The 22,093-nt window shown below is 34.6% G+C and carries 21 protein-coding genes; 4 read left to right on the top strand and 17 right to left on the bottom strand.

Translation table 11 applies throughout. The features are described 5' to 3' along the window. Positions 1-2 precede the first annotated feature (2 nt). The 10 genes from AC4BBR_RS08875 to AC4BBR_RS08920 form a co-directional block, all read right to left on the bottom strand. Positions 3-887 (bottom strand): carbohydrate ABC transporter permease, encoded by an 885-nt coding sequence (locus tag AC4BBR_RS08875; RefSeq protein ID WP_490459219.1) that lies wholly within the window; start codon positions 885-887, stop codon positions 3-5. A gap of 116 nt (positions 888-1,003) precedes the next feature. After that, the gene (locus AC4BBR_RS08880) at positions 1,004-2,245 is read right to left on the bottom strand and encodes a sugar ABC transporter substrate-binding protein (RefSeq protein ID WP_490459220.1); all 1,242 of its coding nucleotides are present in this window, start codon (positions 2,243-2,245) and stop codon (positions 1,004-1,006) included. Positions 2,246-2,572: 327 nt separating this feature from the next. Next, a complete protein-coding gene (locus tag AC4BBR_RS08885) occupies positions 2,573-3,268 on the bottom strand; it encodes an alpha/beta hydrolase (protein WP_490459221.1) in 696 nt (231 codons plus the stop codon). Between the two features lie 348 nt (positions 3,269-3,616). After that, positions 3,617-4,753 carry an MFS transporter gene (locus AC4BBR_RS08890; RefSeq protein WP_490459222.1) on the bottom strand — a complete coding sequence of 379 codons (1,137 nt, stop codon included), beginning with the start codon at positions 4,751-4,753 and terminating at the stop codon, positions 3,617-3,619. Between the two features lie 46 nt (positions 4,754-4,799). Further along, positions 4,800-5,114, bottom strand: coding sequence for a carboxymuconolactone decarboxylase family protein (locus AC4BBR_RS08895; protein WP_490459223.1), 315 nt, complete (start codon positions 5,112-5,114; stop codon positions 4,800-4,802). Between the two features lie 29 nt (positions 5,115-5,143). Next, positions 5,144-5,551, bottom strand: coding sequence for a cupin domain-containing protein (locus tag AC4BBR_RS08900; RefSeq protein ID WP_490459224.1), 408 nt, complete (start codon positions 5,549-5,551; stop codon positions 5,144-5,146). Between the two features lie 436 nt (positions 5,552-5,987). Further along, the gene (locus AC4BBR_RS08905) at positions 5,988-6,872 is read right to left on the bottom strand and encodes a LysR family transcriptional regulator (protein ID WP_490459225.1); all 885 of its coding nucleotides are present in this window, start codon (positions 6,870-6,872) and stop codon (positions 5,988-5,990) included. Between the two features lie 82 nt (positions 6,873-6,954). After that, entirely contained in the window at positions 6,955-7,938 is a 984-nt protein-coding gene (locus tag AC4BBR_RS08910; protein ID WP_490459226.1) for an aldo/keto reductase, read from the bottom strand. Positions 7,939-8,011: 73 nt separating this feature from the next. Continuing rightward, complete coding sequence (locus tag AC4BBR_RS08915; RefSeq protein WP_490459227.1) at positions 8,012-8,203, bottom strand: hypothetical protein; 192 nt, start codon at positions 8,201-8,203, stop codon at positions 8,012-8,014. Between the two features lie 273 nt (positions 8,204-8,476). Beyond that, positions 8,477-8,869 (bottom strand): MerR family transcriptional regulator, encoded by a 393-nt coding sequence (locus AC4BBR_RS08920; RefSeq protein ID WP_490459228.1) that lies wholly within the window; start codon positions 8,867-8,869, stop codon positions 8,477-8,479. A 749-nt stretch (positions 8,870-9,618) separates the two neighbouring features. On the opposite strand from AC4BBR_RS08920, the gene AC4BBR_RS08925 reads away from it, so the two are divergent. Then, positions 9,619-9,960 (top strand): hypothetical protein, encoded by a 342-nt coding sequence (locus AC4BBR_RS08925; RefSeq protein WP_490459229.1) that lies wholly within the window; start codon positions 9,619-9,621, stop codon positions 9,958-9,960. 294 nt (positions 9,961-10,254) lie between these two features. Here the strand turns inward: AC4BBR_RS08925 and AC4BBR_RS08930 are convergent, their stop codons facing one another. Then, the gene (locus AC4BBR_RS08930; RefSeq protein ID WP_490459230.1) at positions 10,255-11,607 is read right to left on the bottom strand and encodes a glucose-6-phosphate isomerase; all 1,353 of its coding nucleotides are present in this window, start codon (positions 11,605-11,607) and stop codon (positions 10,255-10,257) included. Between the two features lie 261 nt (positions 11,608-11,868). Next, entirely contained in the window at positions 11,869-13,215 is a 1,347-nt protein-coding gene (gene gdhA, locus AC4BBR_RS08935; RefSeq protein WP_490459231.1) for an NADP-specific glutamate dehydrogenase, read from the bottom strand. Between the two features lie 139 nt (positions 13,216-13,354). Between gdhA and AC4BBR_RS08940 the strand changes: the two genes are divergently transcribed. Beyond that, positions 13,355-14,644 (top strand): BaiN/RdsA family NAD(P)/FAD-dependent oxidoreductase, encoded by a 1,290-nt coding sequence (locus AC4BBR_RS08940; protein WP_490459232.1) that lies wholly within the window; start codon positions 13,355-13,357, stop codon positions 14,642-14,644. Between the two features lie 111 nt (positions 14,645-14,755). Beyond that, on the top strand, positions 14,756-15,193 hold the full coding sequence (locus AC4BBR_RS08945; protein ID WP_490459233.1) for a hypothetical protein: 438 nt from the start codon (positions 14,756-14,758) through the stop codon (positions 15,191-15,193). A 69-nt stretch (positions 15,194-15,262) separates the two neighbouring features. Here AC4BBR_RS08945 and AC4BBR_RS08950 read toward each other — a convergent pair whose 3' ends face one another. Then, the gene (locus tag AC4BBR_RS08950; RefSeq protein ID WP_490459234.1) at positions 15,263-16,657 is read right to left on the bottom strand and encodes a 6-phospho-beta-glucosidase; all 1,395 of its coding nucleotides are present in this window, start codon (positions 16,655-16,657) and stop codon (positions 15,263-15,265) included. A 206-nt stretch (positions 16,658-16,863) separates the two neighbouring features. On the opposite strand from AC4BBR_RS08950, the gene AC4BBR_RS08955 reads away from it, so the two are divergent. Continuing rightward, positions 16,864-17,841, top strand: a complete 978-nt coding sequence (locus AC4BBR_RS08955; protein WP_490459235.1) for a LacI family DNA-binding transcriptional regulator — start codon at positions 16,864-16,866, stop codon at positions 17,839-17,841. 164 nt (positions 17,842-18,005) lie between these two features. Here the strand turns inward: AC4BBR_RS08955 and AC4BBR_RS08960 are convergent, their stop codons facing one another. The 4 genes from AC4BBR_RS08960 to nagA form a co-directional block, all read right to left on the bottom strand. Next, on the bottom strand, positions 18,006-19,274 hold the full coding sequence (locus tag AC4BBR_RS08960; protein ID WP_490459236.1) for an ABC transporter permease: 1,269 nt from the start codon (positions 19,272-19,274) through the stop codon (positions 18,006-18,008). Beyond that, entirely contained in the window at positions 19,267-20,166 is a 900-nt protein-coding gene (locus AC4BBR_RS08965) for an ABC transporter ATP-binding protein (RefSeq protein WP_490459237.1), read from the bottom strand. Before AC4BBR_RS08965 ends, AC4BBR_RS08960 begins: the two co-directional genes overlap by 8 nt. 190 nt (positions 20,167-20,356) lie before the next feature. Further along, positions 20,357-20,488, bottom strand: coding sequence for a hypothetical protein (locus tag AC4BBR_RS08970; RefSeq protein ID WP_490459238.1), 132 nt, complete (start codon positions 20,486-20,488; stop codon positions 20,357-20,359). Between the two features lie 407 nt (positions 20,489-20,895). After that, positions 20,896-22,044 carry an N-acetylglucosamine-6-phosphate deacetylase gene (nagA, locus tag AC4BBR_RS08975; RefSeq protein WP_490459239.1) on the bottom strand — a complete coding sequence of 383 codons (1,149 nt, stop codon included), beginning with the start codon at positions 22,042-22,044 and terminating at the stop codon, positions 20,896-20,898. Between the last annotated feature and the right edge of the window lie 49 nt (positions 22,045-22,093).

A 22,093-nucleotide genomic window follows, 5' to 3' on the forward strand; every position in this document is an offset into this window, starting at 1 on the left:
TTTTATCCTTCATTTTCTTTTTGTTTTGCTTGGATTTTCATTTGGATACTTGTCACGATAATAATTGCAATAAATAAGATCACAGATCCTGCCGCCGCATACCCAAATTTATTGTATTGGAAACCTCTTTGATAAATAAATAACGCAACAGATAACGTACTGTCTAGTGGACCACCTTTAGTCATAACGAATGGTTCATCGAAGAATTGGAACCAGCCGATTAAGGTCGTTACAGTTACGAAGAAAATTGAAAATTTGAGTAATGGGATCGTGATTTTTAAAATTTGCTGCCATTTATTTGCGCCATCGATTTCTGCTGCTTCATAATATTCTTTTGGAATCCCTTGAATCGCCGCTAAAAAAATCAACATGTTCAAGCCAATTGCTTTCCATACTGCGATGATAATTAATGAAATTTTTGATGTACTTGGATCTGTCAGCCACATAATAGGGCCAACATTTAGAAAAGATAATAAATGGTTTAATAAGCCGATCGTTGGATTATATAAATACATCCATACGACTGATACCGCCACTGTATTTGTGATCGAAGGACTATAAAATACTAAACGCATAAAAGAAAAAAATTTATTCTCTCCAAAGTTAATCATAATAGCTAAAGCTAATGAAGAAACAATGACAAGTGGCACACCGATGACAACATAATAAACAGTATTAAACATCGCTTGTCCAAAAACTTTATCATTAAAGATGTTTAAATAATTATCCAAGCCAACAAAATTAATTCTAGAAAAATCTGCTAAGCCAGCTAAACTCATATCTGTAAAACTGATTGTTACAGCAATAAAAATCGGTATGATTGAAAAAACAAGTAACAATGCAATAGCTGGAGCAATAAAAAAATAAGGTGATTTTGATTTTTTCATGGTTTCGTTCCTCCTTACTAAATCAATAAAAGGAACAAAAGACAAGCTTGCATCTACATTCACTAGATAAGTGATTGATAACATATTCTAGGCTTTTGTTCCTGTTCTCCTTATGATTATTTAATCAAGCTTTCCGTTTGCTCGTTAAGTTCATTCATTGCCTCTTGAAGATTTTTTCCACTTACAACAACTTGTTCCCATTGTTTCATAAAGTTTTGAGAGATTTCATCCCATTGTTTTAATAATGGCATCGGCTGTGATTCATTCAGTTGTGTTCCAAATACTGAAATGAGTGGATCCTTTTTAAACACATCAGAATTCCACGATTCTTTATTCGTTGGAAGAGAATTCGTACTTTCAAAAAATTTCGTTTGATTTTCAGGTTTTGAAAGATATTCAATCAATTTCATCCCATCCTCTTTTTTCTTAGAACTACTAAAAACAGCTAAATTAGCTCCTCCTGTCACAGACATATTGTCCACGGATCCTTTCGGTAATTCAGCCACACCCCATTTTCCATCGATATCAGGAGCGGAATCTTTAATACTATTGATCATCCATGGACCACTGATAAACATCGGTACAACGCCTTGTCCACCAAAGCTTTGGCCGATCTCTAACCCTAAGTCTGTTTTAGGTGCTGACTCATCTTGGACTAACTTATCTAAAAATTTTAAGGCATCTACCATTTTAGGTTGATTAAATAACGGCTTATTGTCGTTGTCAAATAATGTAGAACCATTTTGACGAGCGAACATGAAGCCAAATGTAGGCTCTTTTAGCTCAACACCAAAACCATATTTATTATCACCACGAGCTGCTAGTTTTTTTGCTGCATCTGCTAATTCATCCCATGTTTTAGGCGCTTCTTTGTAGCCTATACTTTCCAATAAATCTTTTCTATAATAAAGCGCACGGGTTTCTGTATACCAAGGTACTGCATAGGTTTGTCCATCAAATTGAGTGGTTGCGACAGATCCGTCGAAGAAATTACCTGATTTCATGTCCTCACTTTTCTTCACATCATCCGTTATATCTAATAACGCACCCGCATCAACAAATTCACTCATATAAGTCGTTCCCATTTGAACAACATCTGGACCTTCTTTAGAAGCCACTGCCGTTAGTAATTTATCTCGTGAGGTAGACCATGGAATACTTTGGATTTTGACTTTGATTCCCGATTCCTTCGTAAATTCATCAACAATTGGTTTGATTCCTTGATCCCCATCACCCATATACCAAAATGTCAGTTCGCCTAAAGCGCTTTCTTTACTTCCCGAAGAACATGCTGCTATGACACCTACTGTTGCAAATAACGTTGTTCCTAATAGGAAAAGTTTTTTCCATGATTTCATACTTCCACTCCTCAATAATATTTAGTGAAACGTTTCTACAAAAACGATTATATTCCTTGAATAAAATAAAAGCAAGCGTTTTCTTTCTGTTGTTTTAAAAATAAACACCTATTTTCATGCAGACGGGGTAGAAACGTTTCACCAAAACCTTATTCTACAGCTAAAAAATATACTAAAATTTACTCAAAAAATAAATAGAAAAAGAGGCCGAGACAAAAGCGTTTAGCTCCGAGCGAAGCGTAGTAGCTGCTTTTTTCTCGCCGTTTATTCGGATTTAGAGCGCGAAACAAAACTGATCTTTCGTTTTGTCCCACGCTCTATCTGAGATTAACATTGTTCGTGAAGAATAAATTTCTTTATATCTTCTACTGCAAGATTTTTATTTTCTCCTAAAAACAACTGATGTCTGCCATTTTCATAGATTTTCAAAAAAACGTGAGCATTACTGACTTTCGCAAGATAATACGCACTTTTATAGTGTGTCGTTTCATCCTGTCGATTTTGTAGAATGAGCATTTTTTTCTTTGTTTTTGATTGACTCTCTTTTTTCATTTTTTTCTTTGTTTGTTGAAGCAATAACAAAAATTGATAGCACGAATGAATAGACACTGATTTGGCGGAACTAAAATAATAATCTAATTTTTCTTGATTTTTTAGGAATACACCTTTTGCGATGTCTTGCATAATCACATTAGCGTTATAAAGATAGATCGGCGTACTACATAAAATCAGTTGATCCACTGATTCTCTCTCAGATACTTGAATCGTCAATAAACCTCCCATTGAAAAACCTATGCATGTAATATGTGTGTAATATTCTTCAAGTTCATCTAGTTTTCGTTTAACATCCATTATCCATTGGTCCGATGTTGCTCTTGAAAAATGTTGTTTATTTCCATCATGTCCTGTTAATTGAATCCAAAATGATGCAAGATTACTTTGTTTTAAGTATTCGTGTAAATAAAGAATTTCTTTCTCATCGCCGCCAAATCCATGAATAATCAATACCGCTCGTTTTTCCATTTCTACCAACTTTCTTGACAAATAAAATTAGTACAGAAACAATCGTTTCTTACAATACACCAAAAAGATCAAAAATTGCGTTTGATCTTTCTGTTATCACTTTATCATTTTATCTTGCTTTAGCCTAATTATTCTTCGTATCTCTATTAAAATTAATGAAAATTTAGCATACACTCTACTTAATTTTGTTTTATCTATAGTATTATCATTTCGGTATTACCTTCTGGATCAGGCTCGGAAATCGCAAATAAGACCGTAGTTGGTCTAATAGTCATTTAATAAACTTTCTCCATCATCACTCTTCCGTATAACCACGCTTGACTACGGTAAAGATTGTTGGTAGTTTCGTTACTTTTTCTTTAGGATACTAATCAAAGTAGCCAAAGACAACAAAATCATACTAATTCCCTCTGCAATAAAAATATCAGTAATTTCTTTCGACGGGAGTATGTTTGCTATGATAGAAATTGAAATGGGCGCAAGAGCTGCGCCAATATTAAAACCTATTAACAGTAAAGAGGTTTTTTTTTCTGAATTTTCTTTCGTCTCTTGATTTACCTTATTAAATAAATACGGAATAAATGTCCGAAAGGAAAAACCACACAAAATGACAGCGAATGACATTGACACTAAATTTTGTGCACAAGCGATTATGAACATCGACATACCTAAAATAGCAAAAGAAATCGGTATTGTCCATTTCTTAGTTATTGTAACGATTGACCCAAACAACACCCCCGCAGTCATTGCGCCTAATCCAACCAATGCCATTAAATTACTGCCATCTGTTGCATTTCCAAAACCTTTTTCAAGAAGTAAAGAGGTGATTTTCACGGCAACGGACATGTAAATTGTTACAACTATTATCAATAAAACAATGTAGCCATATATTGAAGGTTTGACTTTTTGATTCTCAGATTTTTCTTTATAGCCCTCCTTAAGAGAGACGTCTGGAACAAACATTATAAACAGAAGTAAAACTGGTAAGGCGAATAGATACGCCAAAAATGAACTACGCCAATTCATTACCAGTAATTGACCTACTGTAAATGTAATGATCATCCCGCCAATTCCTTCAAATGCACTTTGAAAGCCAATTACAGATGAAAGTTCTTTCCCGTAATACAATTTCCCTGCTATAGAAAAGAGCAAGGGATTAAGTAATCCAATTCCTATGCCAAATAATACTCTACTAAAAAAAAGAAGACAAAAGGACTCTAGAAACACTGGCATAATCCCTGCACCTAATACAGTTCCAATCCCCAATTGGACAGTAAATTTGTATCCAAACCGTCTAGCAAAGATATGGCTAAACGGCACTGTTAAGATGATAAATAGAGAAGGAATTGTCGTAATCAATTCGATCAGGGTTGGGCTGATATTTGGATAAGTTGCCATAATCGCTGGAATGTTCGCCGCAATTGCTCCGCCTGAAACCACAAGTAATGACACAGATAGTAGTGAGATTTTCGTTATTTTATTCACTGCGTTGTCTCCTTTTTAAGATACGCAAAAGACTGTTATTATTTTTTTATTCGCCAAAGATTTCTTTTGCTAGAGTAAAAGCTGACCACGCTTTTGGCCATCCTGCGTAAAATGCTAAATGAGTGATCATGTCCACCATTTCTTCTTTCGTTATACCATTTTGTTTGGCGATTTTCATATGGGTTTCTAATTGCGGTACGCCTTGTGTTAATAAGCTTGAACAAGTAATCAAACTACGGTCACGTGGTGAAAGTTGCTCTTCTCGCGACCAAACTTCACCAAATAATACATCATCATTTAATTCTGCAAATTTTGGTGCAAATGCACCTAATTGATCTCTTCCTGCTGTTTGTTTTTTCATTAGGTAGGACTCCCATCTTTTATTCATTTTTATAATTGATTGTATAATTCATCTGAAACTGGTTCTAACCATTCTGGTGTGCCAGCTGTAATGGCTAAATGCTCAAACCAGCTATCTTTTGTCGCACCATGCCAATGTTTCACACCATCATGAGTAACAATCACATCTCCAGCAGTTAAAAATTGAGCAGGCTTGCCCTCTTCTTGATACCATCCTTCGCCACCAGTTACTAATAACAGTTGAAATCCCTCATGGTGAATATGCCAATTATTGCGGCAACCAGGTTCAAACGTAACATTTCCCACACTTATGTTGATTTTGGGATCGGCAATTAAATTTTTTAAATAGCTTTGACCGATAAAGTATTGTGAATAGGTCTCATTCTTTTCTCCTACAGGAAAAATCACACCATTTTTTACTTCTTCAAATTTTGCCATTTTTTATTCCTCCGATTTATTTTTTTTGGAACCACGAATAGGTAACCCGATATGAATGGTTGAATCAGGACATAATTTCTACTGATCGCTGATACTCTTTTCCACCAATTTGATATCTTAGATAAAGCGTTTGACATTTTGTACACTTATTTTTTATTTTTTTCCTATCCTGCTTGGGTAACTATTTTTTGATATTCTTTTGGCTAAGCTATTTCTGGAATAATTTCAAACGTTTTAACATTGAATATCTCAGCCAATTTTTTTGCGTAACGATTTTCGTTCAAATTTTCAAAAAATCGATTAAAATAACCGCTCGCATTCTCTGATCACCTTCAATTATCTTTTACTTATTCAAAAAAACAAGCTGTACCATCTACCTACAAGTAAATGATATAACCTGTTCATCTATACGTCTAATACCTAAATCACTCAACTACTATGCCTTAAAAGCATCACTAAACCTTCGGATAAATTCTTTTACAGCTGACGTTTGAATCCGATTTTTCTTCCAAACAAGAACACAATTTGTTTTAACCTCAGGATTCAACGGGACAAATGACAGTTCATCATGCTGACCATTGGTTGTCGCCCCTTCAATTGTTAAAGCAGCACCCACGTGATTTTCAACTAAAGAAAAAACATTAAAAATCAAATTAAAAGTGCCGACCACGTTTAAAGTATTCAACGGTTTCTCTAGCCAACTTTCAAGCATCGATTGAACTTCTGATCGATTTGAGCTTAATAGTGGCATCCCTTCTAAATCATCAGGTTGAATGGCTGTTTTTTGCGCAAGAAAAGAATCCTTAGAAACTAGCAAGCCCCATTTTTCTTCTCTCGGTAAAATAATTTTTTCAAAGTTAGGCGTAGCAACAGGTTCTAATAAAATAGCTAGATCCAAAATCCCCTTCTCCAATTTATCGCTAATATCATCGCTAGTACCAGAGACAATATTAAAGGTGACTTGAGGATAATCACTCACCAATTCTTCTATCATCATGGCCATCGTATCTGAATTATCAGCTTCAACACAACCAATTGAAAAATGTCCACTTAAAACTCCCTTGTTTTGCTCTTCAAATTCACGTTCTGTTTGCTCGGCTAACGTTAAAATTTCAGCTGCTCGTTCTTTTAAAAAATACCCTTCTTCTGTTAAAGTCAGTTGCCTATTCTCTCGAATAAAAAGCGGTGTACCTAGTTTTTCCTCAAATTCTTTAATTTGTCGGCTTAATGTCGGCTGTGTAATGTGTAGAACTTTTGCTGCTTTTGAAAAATTTCTTTCTTCAGCAACAGTCCAAAAGTAACGTAGTTCTCTTAATTCCATAATGGTTCTCCTTTTTAAGCGCACAGCTTATTTTACAATAAAACAAAATGAATTTCTAAAAGAACTGTTTTTAACTGGACGTTTATTGATGACCAACAATGACATGTGGAACATACGGTTCTTCTAAATACTTTATTTCTTCTTCAGTCAAAATCAAATCCAAGGCTGGAATCGCATTCGTCAAATGACTTTCTTTTGTAGCACCAATAATTGGTGCTACAACTGGTCCTTTTTGAAGTAACCAAGCAAGCGCTACTTGTACACGTTCCACTCCACGTTTTCCAGCAATTTCAGCCACTCTTTCAACGATGATACGATCTTGATCAGCCGTTTTATCATATTTTGATTGCGCCATTTTGTCTGTTTCGAAACGTTTGGTTTGTGCACTCCAATCACGTGTTAAGCGACCTGACGCTAATGGACTGTATGGTGTCACCGCAATTTTTTGATCCTCACACAAAGGCAACATTTCTCTTTCTTCTTCACGGTATAACAAATTCAAATGATCTTGCATAGAAACGAATTTCGTCCAGCCATTCTTTTCAGCTACTGCTTGCGCTTTAGCAAACTGCCAAGCAAACATAGCGGAAGCGCCAATATAACGGGCTTTTCCAGATTTCACAACGTCGTGCAGTGCTTCCATCGTTTCTTCAATTGGGGTATTGTAATCCCAACGATGAATAATGTATAAATCAACATAATCCATCCCTAACCGTTCTAAACTAGCGTCAATTTGATGAAAAATTTCTTTTCTTGAAAGTCCACCACTGTTGGGAACATCCTTTTTCATTGTAGTAAACAATTTGGTCGCAACAACAATTTCATCACGATTTGCATATTCATTCAGCGCTTTTCCAAGAATTCGTTCACTAGCTCCATATGAATAGACATTCGCTGTGTCAAAGAAATTAATTCCTAAATCTAACGCTTTTTTGATTACTTTTTTGCTTTCTTCCTCTTCTAAGACCCATTCATGGAATCCGCTATTAGGATCCCCAAAGCCCATTGCGCCTAAACAAATTCTTGAAACTTCCATTCCTGTATTGCCAAATTTCACATAGTTCATTTTAATTTTCTCCTCTAATTTCCATATTTTTAATTTTCTTCTGGTAAGACTTCGTTGATACAAATTAATACGGTCAATGTTCTTGGATACCAATAAATAACCGTAAAAAACTGCTCGTCTCGATCAATTGTAGCTTTTCATTGCCAACAGGTTGATTGTTGTGAATATATTTTTTCAACTGCACCCGTTGAAGCCCACATCGAGAAAACGAGTAATCGTAGAAGCAATCAACCTCAACCATCAGCTTCGTTATGTTTCTTGGCATATTTCGCTCATTCAATCGAGATCTTCAATCCTAAGTGCTTAGCTATTTGGAATTATTGGGTTCGAAGCAAAACGCACTAGATAACTCATGAAGTTAGATAATGCAAATATGTTATCAAATAATTGACCGTTTTTTTACTAACAATAACAGTCTAACTCTTAAAGTTCACTCCAAGTCAAGTGATTTATTAAAATAAATAAAAAAAACTTCTAAATTTAGATTTCCTCTAAAAAATTAGAAGAAAGACATAATTTAGAAGTGTCTTGTTCCTTATTATCTATTCATATTAAAATCTCTTAACGCATTTTCAGCAGGAATCATATGCTCATCATAATTAGCTAATTTAAATTCTAACCGTTCGATAGCAGTATTTAATTCAGTGGCCTTTTCTTTCAGCTCAACTATTTGATCTGCAATGATTTCTTTGCGAGCAGGCACTGTTTTATTTCCTATTTGGAATAAGGTTAAATATTCTACTAACGATTCAATAGATAAACCTGCATTTCTCATTTGTCTACTAAAAATAATCCAACGTAGATCTTCTTCATCAAAATTACGGATCCCATTATTATTACGTTTCACGGGTGGAATCAAACCAATCCGTTCATAATATCTGATCGTATCTGCAGAAACACCACTTAATTCACTTACTTTCTTTATATTCATGCCTTATTCCTCCTCTACACATTACGTAACAAGTCGATTTCATTTTCATTATAAAACAAATTTATCCTCTCTTACAAACTTTCTTATTGATCTAGCACTCACTTCAAGAGTTAACCTGCCTCACAACAAAGTTAGCTGATTACTGGGGTCGGTAGCGACTTTTACTTAGAATTAACGAAGCGACTATTAACGTCGAAAATAGTTAAGAAGATAATAATGTTCGGGACTTGATGGCTCATCATAGCAGTGCTCAAACCGCTAAATTGATACCTGAAACGGATTTACTGCTGGTGATCCTTTAAAAATGACAACAAGAATTATAGAAAATGTGGCGGTTGAACCTGTTTCACTACGAATAGTTTTAGGATCGTAAGCTTTGTATAGTACAATTCAAACAAAAAAACAAAATAAAAAATTTCAAAAAATAAACAAATTTAGCTGTTTCAATTAGCTTTTAATGATTTATTGTAAAAGAATAATTTATTAAAAGCACCAGTACTAATGATTGTTTTCGCAAACAAGGAGAACTTCTTATCTCAAATCATTTTTAATTCATAACTTAAATCGCTCACTTCTTTTGAGTCATTCATTGCGTATAATGAGTTTAAACTTTTTCCTAATTCCCTTTAAGCTAATTCATTTTAATAAAAATCAAACTTAATTCCTAATATATAATAAAAATAGATGACTGTAGAGGTAACTTTTGATAAACTAAAAAAGAACAACATTGATAAAGGAGGATCTCCATCATGTTTATCTCATTTGGCATGTATATTGCTTTAATTATATTAACAATTATTATGATTATGTTGATAATTTATTTAACTTTTACAGGTGGACATAAAAAAACACATCAAGATAACATCCATCAAGCTGAAGAAGCCGCTAAAGAAAAGATAGCTCAAAACAATGCTGCTTCATTGCATCTATCAAACGATTTCAATCAAATTGATTCGAATCTTCATGATAATTTTAAACAGGAATCTTATACTGAGAATCATTACTATCAGGAAACAAAATCTGAAGAAACTATTGAAGATGATTATTCATTACATGTTCTTCCTTATCCTAAAGATGATGAATTCAAATAACTAAAAATAGTGCAAAACGCGATGTAGTTTTGCGCTATTTTTATAGTATAAAATCAATCATTAACATGACTATCTTAAAGCTTCTCTAAAACCCAAAATCATTTTGCTACTTCTGCTTAATCACTACAACTCTACAAATTTTTTGTAGTCATGGCTAAGAAGTTAACCATTGGTTAGAGATTGAGATCGATTAGTACGAAACTATGAAAAGAAATCATCTTCTATCTTGGAATACAACAATACCGTTAAAAGGATCTTTCTCCAATTAACGGCAGTATGCTCTATTTACTTAGCTTACTTCAAACGTGCGTTTAACTCTTTCGCTAAATCTTCAAATCCTGGTTTGCCAAGTAGTGCAAACATATTTTTCTTGTAAGCTTCTACACCTTCTTGATCAAATGGGTTTACACCATTTAAATAGCCTGAAATTCCAACTGCGATTTCAAAGAAATACATAATATAGCCTAATGAATAAGCATCCATTGTAGGGATTTTTACGATCATATTTGGTACGCCACCATCTGTATGAGCAAGCAATGTTCCTTCAAAGGCTTTTGTATTTACAAAATCAATGTCTTTTCCTTGTAAATAGCCTAGTCCATCTAAATCTTCTGTAAGCTCAGGAATAGACACAGCATGACGCGGTGTATCAACTTTAACGACCGTTTCAAATAAGTTGCGCATACCATCTTGAACATATTGTCCCATTGAGTGCAGATCTGTAGAGAAATCTGCTGCTGCTGGGAAAATACCTTTTTGATCTTTTCCTTCTGACTCACCGAAAAGTTGTTTCCACCATTCAGAGAAATAATGCATCCCTGGCTCATAGTTGATTAACATTTCTGTTGTTTTTCCTTTACGATATAAGATATTTCTTAATGCAGCATATTGATATGCTTGATTCTTGCTTAAATCAGTTGTCGATGCATATTCTTTACGTGCATCATTGGCACCAGTCATCAATGCATCAATATCACCACCGCTAACCGCGATCGGTAATAAACCAACTGGCGTTAATACAGTGAAACGTCCACCAACATCATCAGGAATCACAAAGGTTTCCCACCCTTGCGCATCTGCTTCTACTTTAACAGCACCTCTTGCACGGTCAGTTGTTGCGTAGATGCGTTTGTTTGCTTCTTCTTTTCCATATTTTTTGATTAATAGTTCTTTGAATACTCTAAATGCGATTGCAGGTTCTGTCGTTGTACCAGATTTAGAAATCACATTCACTGAGAAGTCACGATCTCCAATAACATTGATCAAATCAGCCAAATACGTCGAACTGATACTATTTCCAGCAAAGAACACTTGAGGTGCTTTTCTTTCATCAGCTGGTAATAAATTATTGAATGAATGATGTAAAAATTCAATGGCTGCTCTTGCACCTAAGTAAGAACCACCAATACCAATTACAACTAAAACTTCTGAATCTGATTGGATCTTTTCAGCTGCTTTTTTGATACGAGCAAATTCATCTTTATCATAATTTTCTGGCAGATCGATCCAACCAGTAAAATCACTACCAGCTCCTGTTCCTTCTCTTAATGCTTTGTCTACTGCAGATACTTGGGTCTGCATGTATTCCAATTCATGATCTGCAACAAATGGTGTCAAATTGGAATAATCAAATTGAATGTGCGACATTCCGTCTCCTCCTTGAAATTAAACTTAGTACAATATCTACTTTACGTTCTTTTGACGCTTTTTTCAAGCAAATTATGGCTGAGTGTACCAATTTTATTTTAATTAATTAAAATAGAGGATCTTACCTAAAATTAAGTAAGCTTTTTATATTTTCAGAAAATTTCTCAAAAAAAATGAAGAATAACCATGACAAATTCCAGCACGATAATTCTTCATTTTTGAAAACTAGCATATCAAATGATTAGATACTTTCCTTTTTTACTAAACTAGACCTTGACTTAACATAGCTCGTGCCACTTTTTCAAAGCCCGCAACATTTGCTCCTAAAACAAAATTATTTGCTGCATCATATTTATTTGCTGTATCTCGGCATGTTTCATAAATAGTTTTCATAATATCATCCAGCATACCGTCCACTTTTTCAAATGACCAAGATAATCGCTCTGAATTTTGGCTCATTTCTAATGCAGAAACAGCAACACCACCAGCATTTGCTGCTTTACCAGGACAATAGAATATATCTGCTTTTTCAAATACTGCTACAGCTTCTAATGTACAAGGCATATTGGCACCTTCAGCCACGACTTTCCCACCATTTTTAACTAAAATTCCAGCTTGCTTTTCGTTGATTTCATTTTGAGTAGCACAAGGTAACGCGATATCGTAAGCAACTTCAAAATCCCAAACAGATTGATCATCATAATATGTCGCATCTTTGTGTGTTTCGATATATTTAGAAATACGTTCACGATTTTTTTCTTTTAATTCTTTAACTAATTCAACATCAATGCCATTTGGATCATAAATAAATCCATTTGAATCAGAACAAGTAAGAACTGTCGCACCCAATTCTTTCGCTTTTTCCATAGCGTAGATCGATACATTTCCACTACCTGAAACAACAACTTTCTTTCCTTTAAATGAATCATTTGAATCATTCAATAGATGTTTAACGAAATAAACACAGCCATATCCTGTAGCTTCTGTTCTCGCTTCACTCCCCCAGTATCCTAGTGGTTTCCCTGTTAGAACACCTGCATCGTAGTTTCTCAAACGCTTATACATACCAAATAAGTAACCAATTTCTCTTGCACCCACACCAATATCTCCAGCCGGTACATCCGTGCTTGGTCCAATATGTTTTTGTAGTTCTGTCATAAAACTTTGACAAAAACGCATGACTTCAGCATCAGATTTTCCTTTTGGATCAAAGTCACTACCGCCTTTACCACCGCCAATCGGCAGTCCAGTCAAGCTGTTTTTGAAGATTTGTTCAAATGCTAAAAATTTCATCACACTTAAATTCACGCTAGGATGAAAACGTAAGCCGCCTTTGTAAGGACCAATCGCAGAATTGTACTGTACACGGTATCCACGATTAACTTGCCAATTCCCTTGATCATCTTGCCAAGGAACTCTAAATTGTAAAATTCTCTCTGGCTCAATCAAAACCCCTAAAATATTGGCTTTAATGAATGCCGGGTTTTCTTTCAAAAATACCTCAACCGTCGGTAAAAATTCGTCAACTGCCTGCAAGTATTCCACTTGCCCTCGATCGTTTTCATGAATCTTCTTTTGAATTTCTTCCACGTACTGTTTTGCTTCCATTTAATCACCCTCTCATCGTTATAATCCTATTTTAACCTAAAATCAGAAAATTTCCACTTTTTTTTAGCGTGAATTGCAAAAAAAAGTAGAAAAAGTTTTGAAAATTGTGTTAAACTACCATTGAATTGGAGGAAAACTTATGAAATCATTTGACGTTATCGTTGTTGGAGCAGGTACTAGTGGCATGATGGCTGCTATCGCTGCAGCTAAATCTGGCAGTAATACTTTATTAATAGAAAAAAATAAACGAGTAGGTAAAAAGCTTCTATTAACTGGTGGCGGTCGCTGCAATGTCACGAACAATCGTCCAGCAGATGAAATTATTGCACATATCCCAGGAAATGGAAAGTTTTTATACAGTGCCTTTTCACAGTTTAACAATTACGATATCATGGCGTTCTTTGAAGCTAACGGTACCCATCTAAAAGAAGAAGACCATGGTCGAATGTTCCCTGTTACTGATCGTTCAAAAACAATTGTTGAAACTTTATTTAACCAATTAGAAAAACTCGGGGTAACAATCTATACAGAGACAAAAGTCGAAAAAATCTTGCGTAAAGAAGATCAAGTCATTGGTATTGCATTAGAACACCAAAAAATTTATGCTCCTTGTGTTATTTTAACAACTGGTGGTCGGACCTATCCTTCTACTGGCTCAACGGGGGACGGATATAAATTAGCTAAAAGATTAGGGCACACGATTAGTCCTTTGTATGCAACAGAATCTCCGATCATTTCAAATGACGCTTTTATTAAAGAAAAAACATTACAGGGTCTTTCACTACAGGACGTTTCCCTTTCTGTTTTAAATCATAAAGGGAAAATAATAGTAGAACATCAAATGGATCTTTTGTTTACACACTTCGGTCTCTCAGGTCCAGCTGCTTTAAGATGTTCAAGTTTTATAAATCAAGAATTAGTTAAAAATGATCAAAAAACTGTTACCTTAAAATTAGATATTTTTCCTCAAAAAACAATAGTTGAACTGAGTAATGATATAAAAAGAAAACGTTTAGAGCAACCAGATAAATCTTTGAAAAATGCTTTAAAAAATCTCGTTCCAGAACGTTTACTTGATTTTGTCTTAACCAAAAATAATCTTTTAGATTACCAATCTAAACAAATTTTAGACCAACAGATCGATCAGCTTGTCCATCACTTAAAGTCTTTTATAATTACAGCAGATAAAACATTGCCGATTGAAAAGTCTTTTGTAACTGGTGGAGGTATTTCATTAAAAGAAATCCAGCCGAAAACAATGGAAAGTAAATTGGTTAACGGTTTATTTTTCGCAGGCGAATTACTTGATATTAATGGCTATACAGGGGGATATAATGTTACTGCCGCATTTGTCACTGGTCATGTAGCCGGAACACACGCTGCTAGTAGTGCAGAGTATACGTATTTACCACCTATAGACCATGAATAGAACTAGTTTTTACTACGACCTTAGCAGGATAAAACAAACGAATTAAATCAGGCTTTTGTTTGATTCTTTTTTTCTTAATTCATGTGAGAATGGTTGTAGGAGGTGGTTGTAATGAAAATCAATCTAAAACGACAAACTACATGGGGCTGTGTTCGTCACTTTTCTGTATATAAAAATAAAACGTATCAAGGAAAATTATTTAATAATATTACAACGGAACTAGAAGTCACAATTGGTGATACACTTGAATTTAGGGAAGGGATCTTTCGATTCTCGAAAAAAATCAACGTTACATCTGAAACGAAAGAAATAACGATTACAAATACACATCATATTCAGCAATTATTTGCACTATTCATTATCTTATTTTTGGCAATATCTTTGGTTAGCCTTTCTATTGATTCCTTAAAGATTTTTATAATTACTGAAATTACAGCATTCGCTGTGCTAAATCAGTTGTTTCGTTATCGTTCTTATCAATTTAATGTGGAAACACTTCATCCAATACGATCGTTTTTTAAAACTGCTACAACAACTAAAACTATATAATTTTTTATCTGACTGCAGATAAAAGCCTGATTTTTGCCACTTATTGACAAAATCAGGCTTTTTAACTGTTTAATTACTTTTCATTAATTCAGTCACATATGCTACTGTATCGGGTTGTTCTACTTCAATCTTAGTAATCGCTTCAGAAAAGTTTGGTAGATGATCTTTGTGCGCAATTAACAACTCATCTAGCAATGTTTTCGCCATTGCACCACCTGGAACTAATGGATTAATCGTAAATGCATGTAAAGCTGCTCCGTAATCTCCGTCAATAGCCGCACGAATAACTGTTTCTTCCATGCCTTTCATTACTTGGATAATCCCACGTGCTGCTGGCGGGAAAGCGCCCCAATTGTAGGGCTCATGTCCATGGGCAGTAACTGGACCAGACACTTCTACAACACAATCATACGGTAAATCAGTGATTGTTCCATTATTTTCAGTCGATACAACCATATCCGTGCGCTTATCATTATAGATCGACGCAATCAACTCACAAGCTGCATCACTATAGTGTGTGCCGCCACGTTGTTCTAGTTCTTTTGGTTTGTAGTCTAAGTTTGGATCTTTATAAAGTTCAAATAAACGTGCTTCTGTTTCTTTTACCACTTGTGCTCTTGTTTCACCTTTTTCGAATTCTTCGATTGAGTGTTTCAACATTTCATCTTCAATATAATAATAACGATGGTAGCCACAAGGTAGCATACCTAAATCTTTGATTTGCTCATAATGAAATGGCGCATTATGAATGTTTTTCAAGTGACTTTCAGAATCTTCTTGAGGTCCATAAATCAAATTAATCAATTCTTGTGTTCGTTCATTTCCTTGTTTATCCCATACTCGGTGCCAGTGGAAGTGATTGATCCCAGCAAATTTGAAGAATAAATCATCTTCAGGAATACCTAGTTTTTCAGCAGCTTGTTTTCTGTGACCGATTGGCACATTACACAGACCTGCTGTTTTCTTCCATCCGCCATGTTTGATAGCAGCTTCTGTTACCATTCCCGCAGGATTAGTAAAGTTAACAAGCCACGCATCAGGGCATAATTCTTTCATATCTTCAATGATTCCAAGAATTACAGGAATGGTACGGAATGCTTTAAACATACCGCCTGCTCCATTTGTTTCTTGTCCTAAGACACCATGTGATAAAGGAATTCTCTCATCTTTGATACGTGCGTCAAGTAGTCCTACACGGAATTGTGTTGATACAAAGTCAGCATCTTTTAAGGCTGCACGACGATCCAGTGTTAAATGAACTTCCCAATCTAATCCAGCTGCTTTGACCATACGTTTAGCCATAGCTCCCACTGTTTCTAATTTTTCTTTTCCTTCTTCAATATCTACTAACCAAATTTCTTTGATTGGAAGTTCATCTTTTCTTTTAATATATCCTTCGATCAATTCTGGTGTATAGCTCGATCCTCCACCAATTGTTGCGATTTTCAATGCTTCTCTTGTCATATATTTCCCTCCTGATTTTTTGTTCAGAATATATTCTGACATCGTTTACATTCCTATCATAATATGTGGGAATGTTCCCATGTCAAGCTCTTTTTTAAATTAATTTATGTTATACTAATTAAAAGTGAACAGAACAAAGAAGTTTTTCGTCATGAGTATTTTTATAGTGAAATTATTCTTTTATTCAAAATAAGTGAGGTATTCTAATGACAACGATTATTGATGTAGCAAAAAAAGCTCAAGTCTCAAAATCTACGGTTTCTAGAGTTATTTCTGGAAATGGTTATGTTAGTCAGGAGAGTCGAAAAAAAGTTTTGGAAGCAATGGACGCTTTAGCCTACTCTCCTAATTTAATTGCTCGAAACCTTCAGAGCGGCGAGACTAAAACGATTGGTTTTCTTGCACATGGTTTTATTGATCCTTTAGGTATTTTTCTTGAAAGTTTTATTTCTATTGCGAAATCCTATAATTATTATGTAACACTCTATTTTACTGATGGTGATAAGAAAAAGGAAATTGATGCCTTAAACCAGATGAAATATAAGCAGCTAGATGGTGTGTTTATTTTAACCAGAGCCAATAAATGGGAAACGATTGTGCCCTATAGTGTTTATGGTCCAATCGCTACTTGGCATCGTATTGATTCTGATCGGATTTATTCTTCATATATCGATCATTATTCAGGTTATTTACGATCGTTGAATTATCTTTACCAACGTGGGTATCGTTCAATCGGTCATGTTTTAGGCCATTCTGAAAATCTGAATACAAAAGCGCGTTTAAGAGCAATTGATGATTTTCACACAGAAAAAAATATTTTAATCAAAGATGAATGGTTGTTTCATGATAAAAACAGAATGGACAATGGTCGTCACATAGCACATTTATGGGATCAAATGGCAAATAAAACCGATGCCATGGCGTTTTATACTGATTCAGTTGCTGCAGGTTTTATCTCTGAACTTCAAATGTTAGGTTACTCTGTTCCAGAAGATGTAGCGGTTATCGGATTCGACAATAGTGAAATCAGTCGGTTAATGCACATTACAACTGTAGATTATTCAATCAAATTACAAGCAGAAAATTCATTCATTTATATTCATAATCAGCTCAATCAAGAGACTATTCCAGAACAAGAAATGAGTGTTCGATTGATTGAAAGACAGACTGTTCCTTTACGGTAACAAACCTACTAAGTATAGAAGCTTATTTCCCAAACTTTCAAATTTAGGTAGAAGTTAATGAGATCGAAACAATGTGTAGTGGTTGCTTCTGCTTCAACCATTTATTCGTATTTAGGGTGTGAAACAAAAGTGATTTTACTTTTGTTTCACACCCTTTTCCTTTTTTATTTAGCTACTTTATTGCGTTCGTTTTTTAAAATAGAAATCGATTGTTTCAATGATTTTAATACGCCGCCTTCACTATAAACCAATACGTTTGATTTATATAGTTTAGCTGAAAACATCGTCAATACTATACCGAAAACAAGCAAGATTAAAACAGAAATCGTAGCTCCAGCAGTTGTTACTGTTTCACTGGCTAAGCGAATCGGCATAATAAACGATGAAATTAATGGAATATATGAAGAGACCTTGATCACAATATTTTGTGGATCCGTTGATCCCAATGAAATTCCGATAAAATATCCAATCATTGCAATATAGATAATCGGCTGAACAGCTTTTGCAGTGTCTTCTGGTTTTGATACCAAAGATCCGCAAAGCGCCGCTAATACTGAATATACTAACACACCTAGCGCAAAAAATGCTAAAGTGAAAAATAAGAAACTACCAAAAATATTAGTAGAAGAAAGTCCTTCTAAAAAGCTCTTCACCATATCTACGTTTTTTAACTGTGTATAGCCAATTCCGAGTGTTACAGCGTAGATGACGATTTGAGTCAGAGCCACTAAAATGACTCCTGTTAATTTTCCGTAAAAATGTGTTTGAGCTTTGGTGCTGGATAAAATAACTTCCATAATGCGAGTGCCCTTTTCAGAAGCGATTTCTTGTGCAATAATTGACGCATACGTAATGATTATAACCCAAAGAATGATGGTTATCACAAGTGATATCGCTGATTGAATCGACGTATTGTCTTGACTTGTTGTCATTTTTCCATTGTCGTCAAAACTGACTTTAGTCTTTTCAAAATTTGCTGTCTGATTTAGACTTGCTAATTGTTCTGTGGTTAAGTTCAATTTACTTGCATTCACAGACGATTGAAGTCCATTAAGCATTTGACCCATCACTAATTCTGTCGTTGTACCTAAAGAAGATTCTGCATATAATTTCCCTTGAATTTGTTCTGTTTCAGCCTCCAAGACAAGAAATGCATCTAAGTCTTTGTCTTTTAATTGTTTTTCAGCCTCTTCTTGTGACTTGATTACTTTAAATGTATAGTCATCTGATTTCGACTGAGCTAATTGTTCTGCTAATGCTTGATTATCTGAAACAAGCCCAACTTTTGTCTCCTCAGAAAATCCTCCCGCTAGTGAACCCGCGATATAAATAATTCCCATAACAATGAATGGCACTAGAATCATAATAAGAAAAGAAATAGATTTAACATTTTTTTTATACACATCACTTGCTATAATCCAAAATTTACTCATTTGGTTCACCTGCTTTCATCTTAAATATTTCTTCTAAAGTCGGTGGTTGCTGATTGAACATAGGAATATAGCCAAATTGCGTTGCACGAGTAAAAATTTCTTGCCCTGCGTTTGGATCATCAAGGGTTACTTCCACGACACCGTCACTTCTTTTTATTGCTGATTTTACACCATCGATTGCTAAGACATCTTCAGGATTTAATGGGGATTCCAAGAACACTTTCGTGCGACCAAAACTTTCACGTATTTCATGAACTTTGCCATTAAGAACCGTTTTACCACTTCTTAACATTAAAAGGTGATCACAAATTTTTTCAACATTATCCATATTGTGACTAGAGAAAATAACACAAGACCCTTTTTCTTTCAATGCAATGATTCCATCTTTTAAAAGTTCAGCATTGACTGGATCTAATCCGCTAAAGGGTTCATCTAAAATAACTAATTTTGGTTCATGAATTAGCGTAGCAATCAGTTGAACTTTTTGTTGATTTCCTTTAGAAAGTGATTTTACTTTATCTGTTTTTTTACCTTTGACTTTGAATTTTTCCATCCATTCGTCAATTTTAGGTTCAATTTCTTTTTTAGTCTTTCCTCTTAACTCAGCAAAATAAATCAATTGCTCTTGAATAGAAACTTTTGGATATAAGCCACGTTCTTCTGGCAAGTAACCGATATCGTTATAATCTTTACCACTTAATTGATGCCCATTCCAAAGTACAACTCCGCTATCTTGCGTTAAAAAATCCAAAATCAAACGAAAAGTTGTGGTCTTTCCGGCACCATTTTGACCAATCAACCCAAGTATTTTTCCATCTGGAATTTCAAAAGACATGTCGTCTAGAGCCGTATAGTTCCCAAACGTTTTAACCAAATTCTTTACTTCTAGCATTTCCCATCCTCCTATTTTTAAATTAAATCAACTTTTCAATAAAAGAAATAAATTATTCGTTTCAATTATCAAAATTCTTTGATCCTTAATAAAGTTTACCATGTGTCGTTAGTAAAAAGAAGAATTCTTTAAGTTATTTTCCGCAACTTTTCCATAAACTAATGAATATTCAAACAATTCTTATGTAGGATTATTCATTTATCATTAAAATTGTGGCTAAATCTTTACCTTTTTCGTTTCTAGGACAGTAATTAAATATTGTGTCTGCAAAATTATTTTTTTGATAGCCTTCAAAGCTGATATCGCCAATATGTTGTTTCATCTATTTATATTCTACTTGAAGATAATCTGCTAAAGGAACGTTACTTCCTAAAAAATTTTCTAGCGTCACTTTTAATTTCGACAGGGTGGCATCTACAATGTTTATAACTTTCTGAAACTAGAAAAATCTATCAATAACTATTTACCGACAACAAAAAGAAAATAAAACCCTTTGTGTTCACCGTCCATGGGTTTCGTAATTTTTATAATTTCAAATTGAGAATTTCTTTATGTTTTGGCACTATTCTTTTCAAGTAAATAAAAAACCTAGAGGAAAGTTCCTCTAGGAATCATGATAATCGCTTTAATTCTTTGGATTTTCTTCACCAACATTCGGTGACAAAGAGCCCAAATCCAAAACACAAACGGCGAGAGAAAAGCGGTTCTTTTAAATATTAACCTCTTTAATTAAGCACGGTAACGTTCTACCCCATCTAAATAAGTTGCTTCTAATTCCATAGTTGGTTTCAATACGATAAAGTCAGCATCACGTCCTTTAGTGATCATACCGCATTTATCATCAATTTTACAACTAACTGCTGGTACTAAAGTTGCCATCATAATTGCTTGTTCTGGTGTAGCTATTTCCCAGTCAACCACATTTTTGATTGCTTCTTTTAATTTCAAAATACTACCAGCTAAGTTTCCAGACTCTAAACGGGCTGTCCCTTCTTTAACGACAACTGGAAATTCACCAAGATTATAATTACCATCTGGCATACCACCAGCCATCATACAATCAGTGATCAAAGCCACATGATCATGTCCAGCTTTTTCCATTAAAATGTTGGCTGCGTTCGGATGAACATGATGCCCATCACAAATCAATTCAGAAAAGACATGTTTCAATGACATTAACGCACCAACCATTCCTGGTTCCCGATGATTCAATCCACGCATGCCATTATATGCATGTACAAAAACACTAGCGCCAGATTCTACTGCATCCGTTGCTTGTTCTAATGTTGCATCACTATGACCTAAAGCCACAACGACTCCTTCATCAGTTACAGCTTTGACAAATTCTTTGACGCCTTTACGTTCTGGAGCCAATGCAATTTTTTTGATCAAACCGCCAGACGCTTCCTGCCATTCATTGAATGTTGCTAAATCTGGGTCACTAAAATAACTAGGATTTTGAGCGCCTTTATGTTCTTCAGTAAAAAACGGACCTTCAAAATAGATTCCTTGGATTTTTGCTCCTGGAACTTCTTTATAGACATCACCAATCGTTTTTGAAACATCTTTTAAGCGTTCTTTACTTGAGGTTAAAGTTGTGGGTAAAAATGACGTAACACCACACGATAATAGCCCTTCTGACATGACCTTTAATCCTTCAGCATCACTATCCATCACATCATGATTCATAAATCCGTGAATGTGCGTGTCTACTAAACCAGGGGCAATCCATTTTCCTTCCTCTTTAATTACTTTTACATCTTTTTCAGGAATTTCTTTATAAAAATCTCCGAATAGACCATCTGTTATTTCTAAATAGCCTGGTCCTTTTACGTCACTTTTTAAAAAAAACTTTTCAGCAAAGATAAACGTTCTCATCTTCATCCTTCTTTCTTTAATTTTCTACTATAAACGTACTCTTAAAATC

This window comes from Enterococcus sp. AMC1251, from assembly GCF_058216535.1.

What these genes read in the sequence shown, in the direction of transcription:
- AC4BBR_RS08915 (WP_490459227.1), bottom strand. Translation starts at nt 8,203, where the DNA reads ATGCCAAGAAACATAACGAAGCTGATGGTTGAGGTTGATTGCTTCTAC.
- gdhA (WP_490459231.1), bottom strand. Translation starts at nt 13,215, where the DNA reads ATGGAAGCAAAACAGTACGTGGAAGAAATTCAAAAGAAGATTCATGAA.
- AC4BBR_RS08900 (WP_490459224.1), bottom strand. Translation starts at nt 5,551, where the DNA reads ATGGCAAAATTTGAAGAAGTAAAAAATGGTGTGATTTTTCCTGTAGGA.
- AC4BBR_RS08960 (WP_490459236.1), bottom strand. Translation starts at nt 19,274, where the DNA reads ATGAGTAAATTTTGGATTATAGCAAGTGATGTGTATAAAAAAAATGTT.
- AC4BBR_RS08940 (WP_490459232.1), top strand. Translation starts at nt 13,355, where the DNA reads ATGAAATCATTTGACGTTATCGTTGTTGGAGCAGGTACTAGTGGCATG.
- AC4BBR_RS08930 (WP_490459230.1), bottom strand. Translation starts at nt 11,607, where the DNA reads ATGTCGCACATTCAATTTGATTATTCCAATTTGACACCATTTGTTGCA.
- AC4BBR_RS08910 (WP_490459226.1), bottom strand. Translation starts at nt 7,938, where the DNA reads ATGAACTATGTGAAATTTGGCAATACAGGAATGGAAGTTTCAAGAATT.
- nagA (WP_490459239.1), bottom strand. Translation starts at nt 22,044, where the DNA reads ATGAGAACGTTTATCTTTGCTGAAAAGTTTTTTTTAAAAAGTGACGTA.
- AC4BBR_RS08955 (WP_490459235.1), top strand. Translation starts at nt 16,864, where the DNA reads ATGACAACGATTATTGATGTAGCAAAAAAAGCTCAAGTCTCAAAATCT.
- AC4BBR_RS08920 (WP_490459228.1), bottom strand. Translation starts at nt 8,869, where the DNA reads ATGAATATAAAGAAAGTAAGTGAATTAAGTGGTGTTTCTGCAGATACG.
- AC4BBR_RS08875 (WP_490459219.1), bottom strand. Translation starts at nt 887, where the DNA reads ATGAAAAAATCAAAATCACCTTATTTTTTTATTGCTCCAGCTATTGCA.
- AC4BBR_RS08880 (WP_490459220.1), bottom strand. Translation starts at nt 2,245, where the DNA reads ATGAAATCATGGAAAAAACTTTTCCTATTAGGAACAACGTTATTTGCA.
- AC4BBR_RS08970 (WP_490459238.1), bottom strand. Translation starts at nt 20,488, where the DNA reads ATGAAACAACATATTGGCGATATCAGCTTTGAAGGCTATCAAAAAAAT.
- AC4BBR_RS08925 (WP_490459229.1), top strand. Translation starts at nt 9,619, where the DNA reads ATGTTTATCTCATTTGGCATGTATATTGCTTTAATTATATTAACAATT.
- AC4BBR_RS08905 (WP_490459225.1), bottom strand. Translation starts at nt 6,872, where the DNA reads ATGGAATTAAGAGAACTACGTTACTTTTGGACTGTTGCTGAAGAAAGA.
- AC4BBR_RS08950 (WP_490459234.1), bottom strand. Translation starts at nt 16,657, where the DNA reads ATGACAAGAGAAGCATTGAAAATCGCAACAATTGGTGGAGGATCGAGC.
- AC4BBR_RS08965 (WP_490459237.1), bottom strand. Translation starts at nt 20,166, where the DNA reads ATGCTAGAAGTAAAGAATTTGGTTAAAACGTTTGGGAACTATACGGCT.
- AC4BBR_RS08885 (WP_490459221.1), bottom strand. Translation starts at nt 3,268, where the DNA reads ATGGAAAAACGAGCGGTATTGATTATTCATGGATTTGGCGGCGATGAG.
- AC4BBR_RS08945 (WP_490459233.1), top strand. Translation starts at nt 14,756, where the DNA reads ATGAAAATCAATCTAAAACGACAAACTACATGGGGCTGTGTTCGTCAC.
- AC4BBR_RS08895 (WP_490459223.1), bottom strand. Translation starts at nt 5,114, where the DNA reads ATGAAAAAACAAACAGCAGGAAGAGATCAATTAGGTGCATTTGCACCA.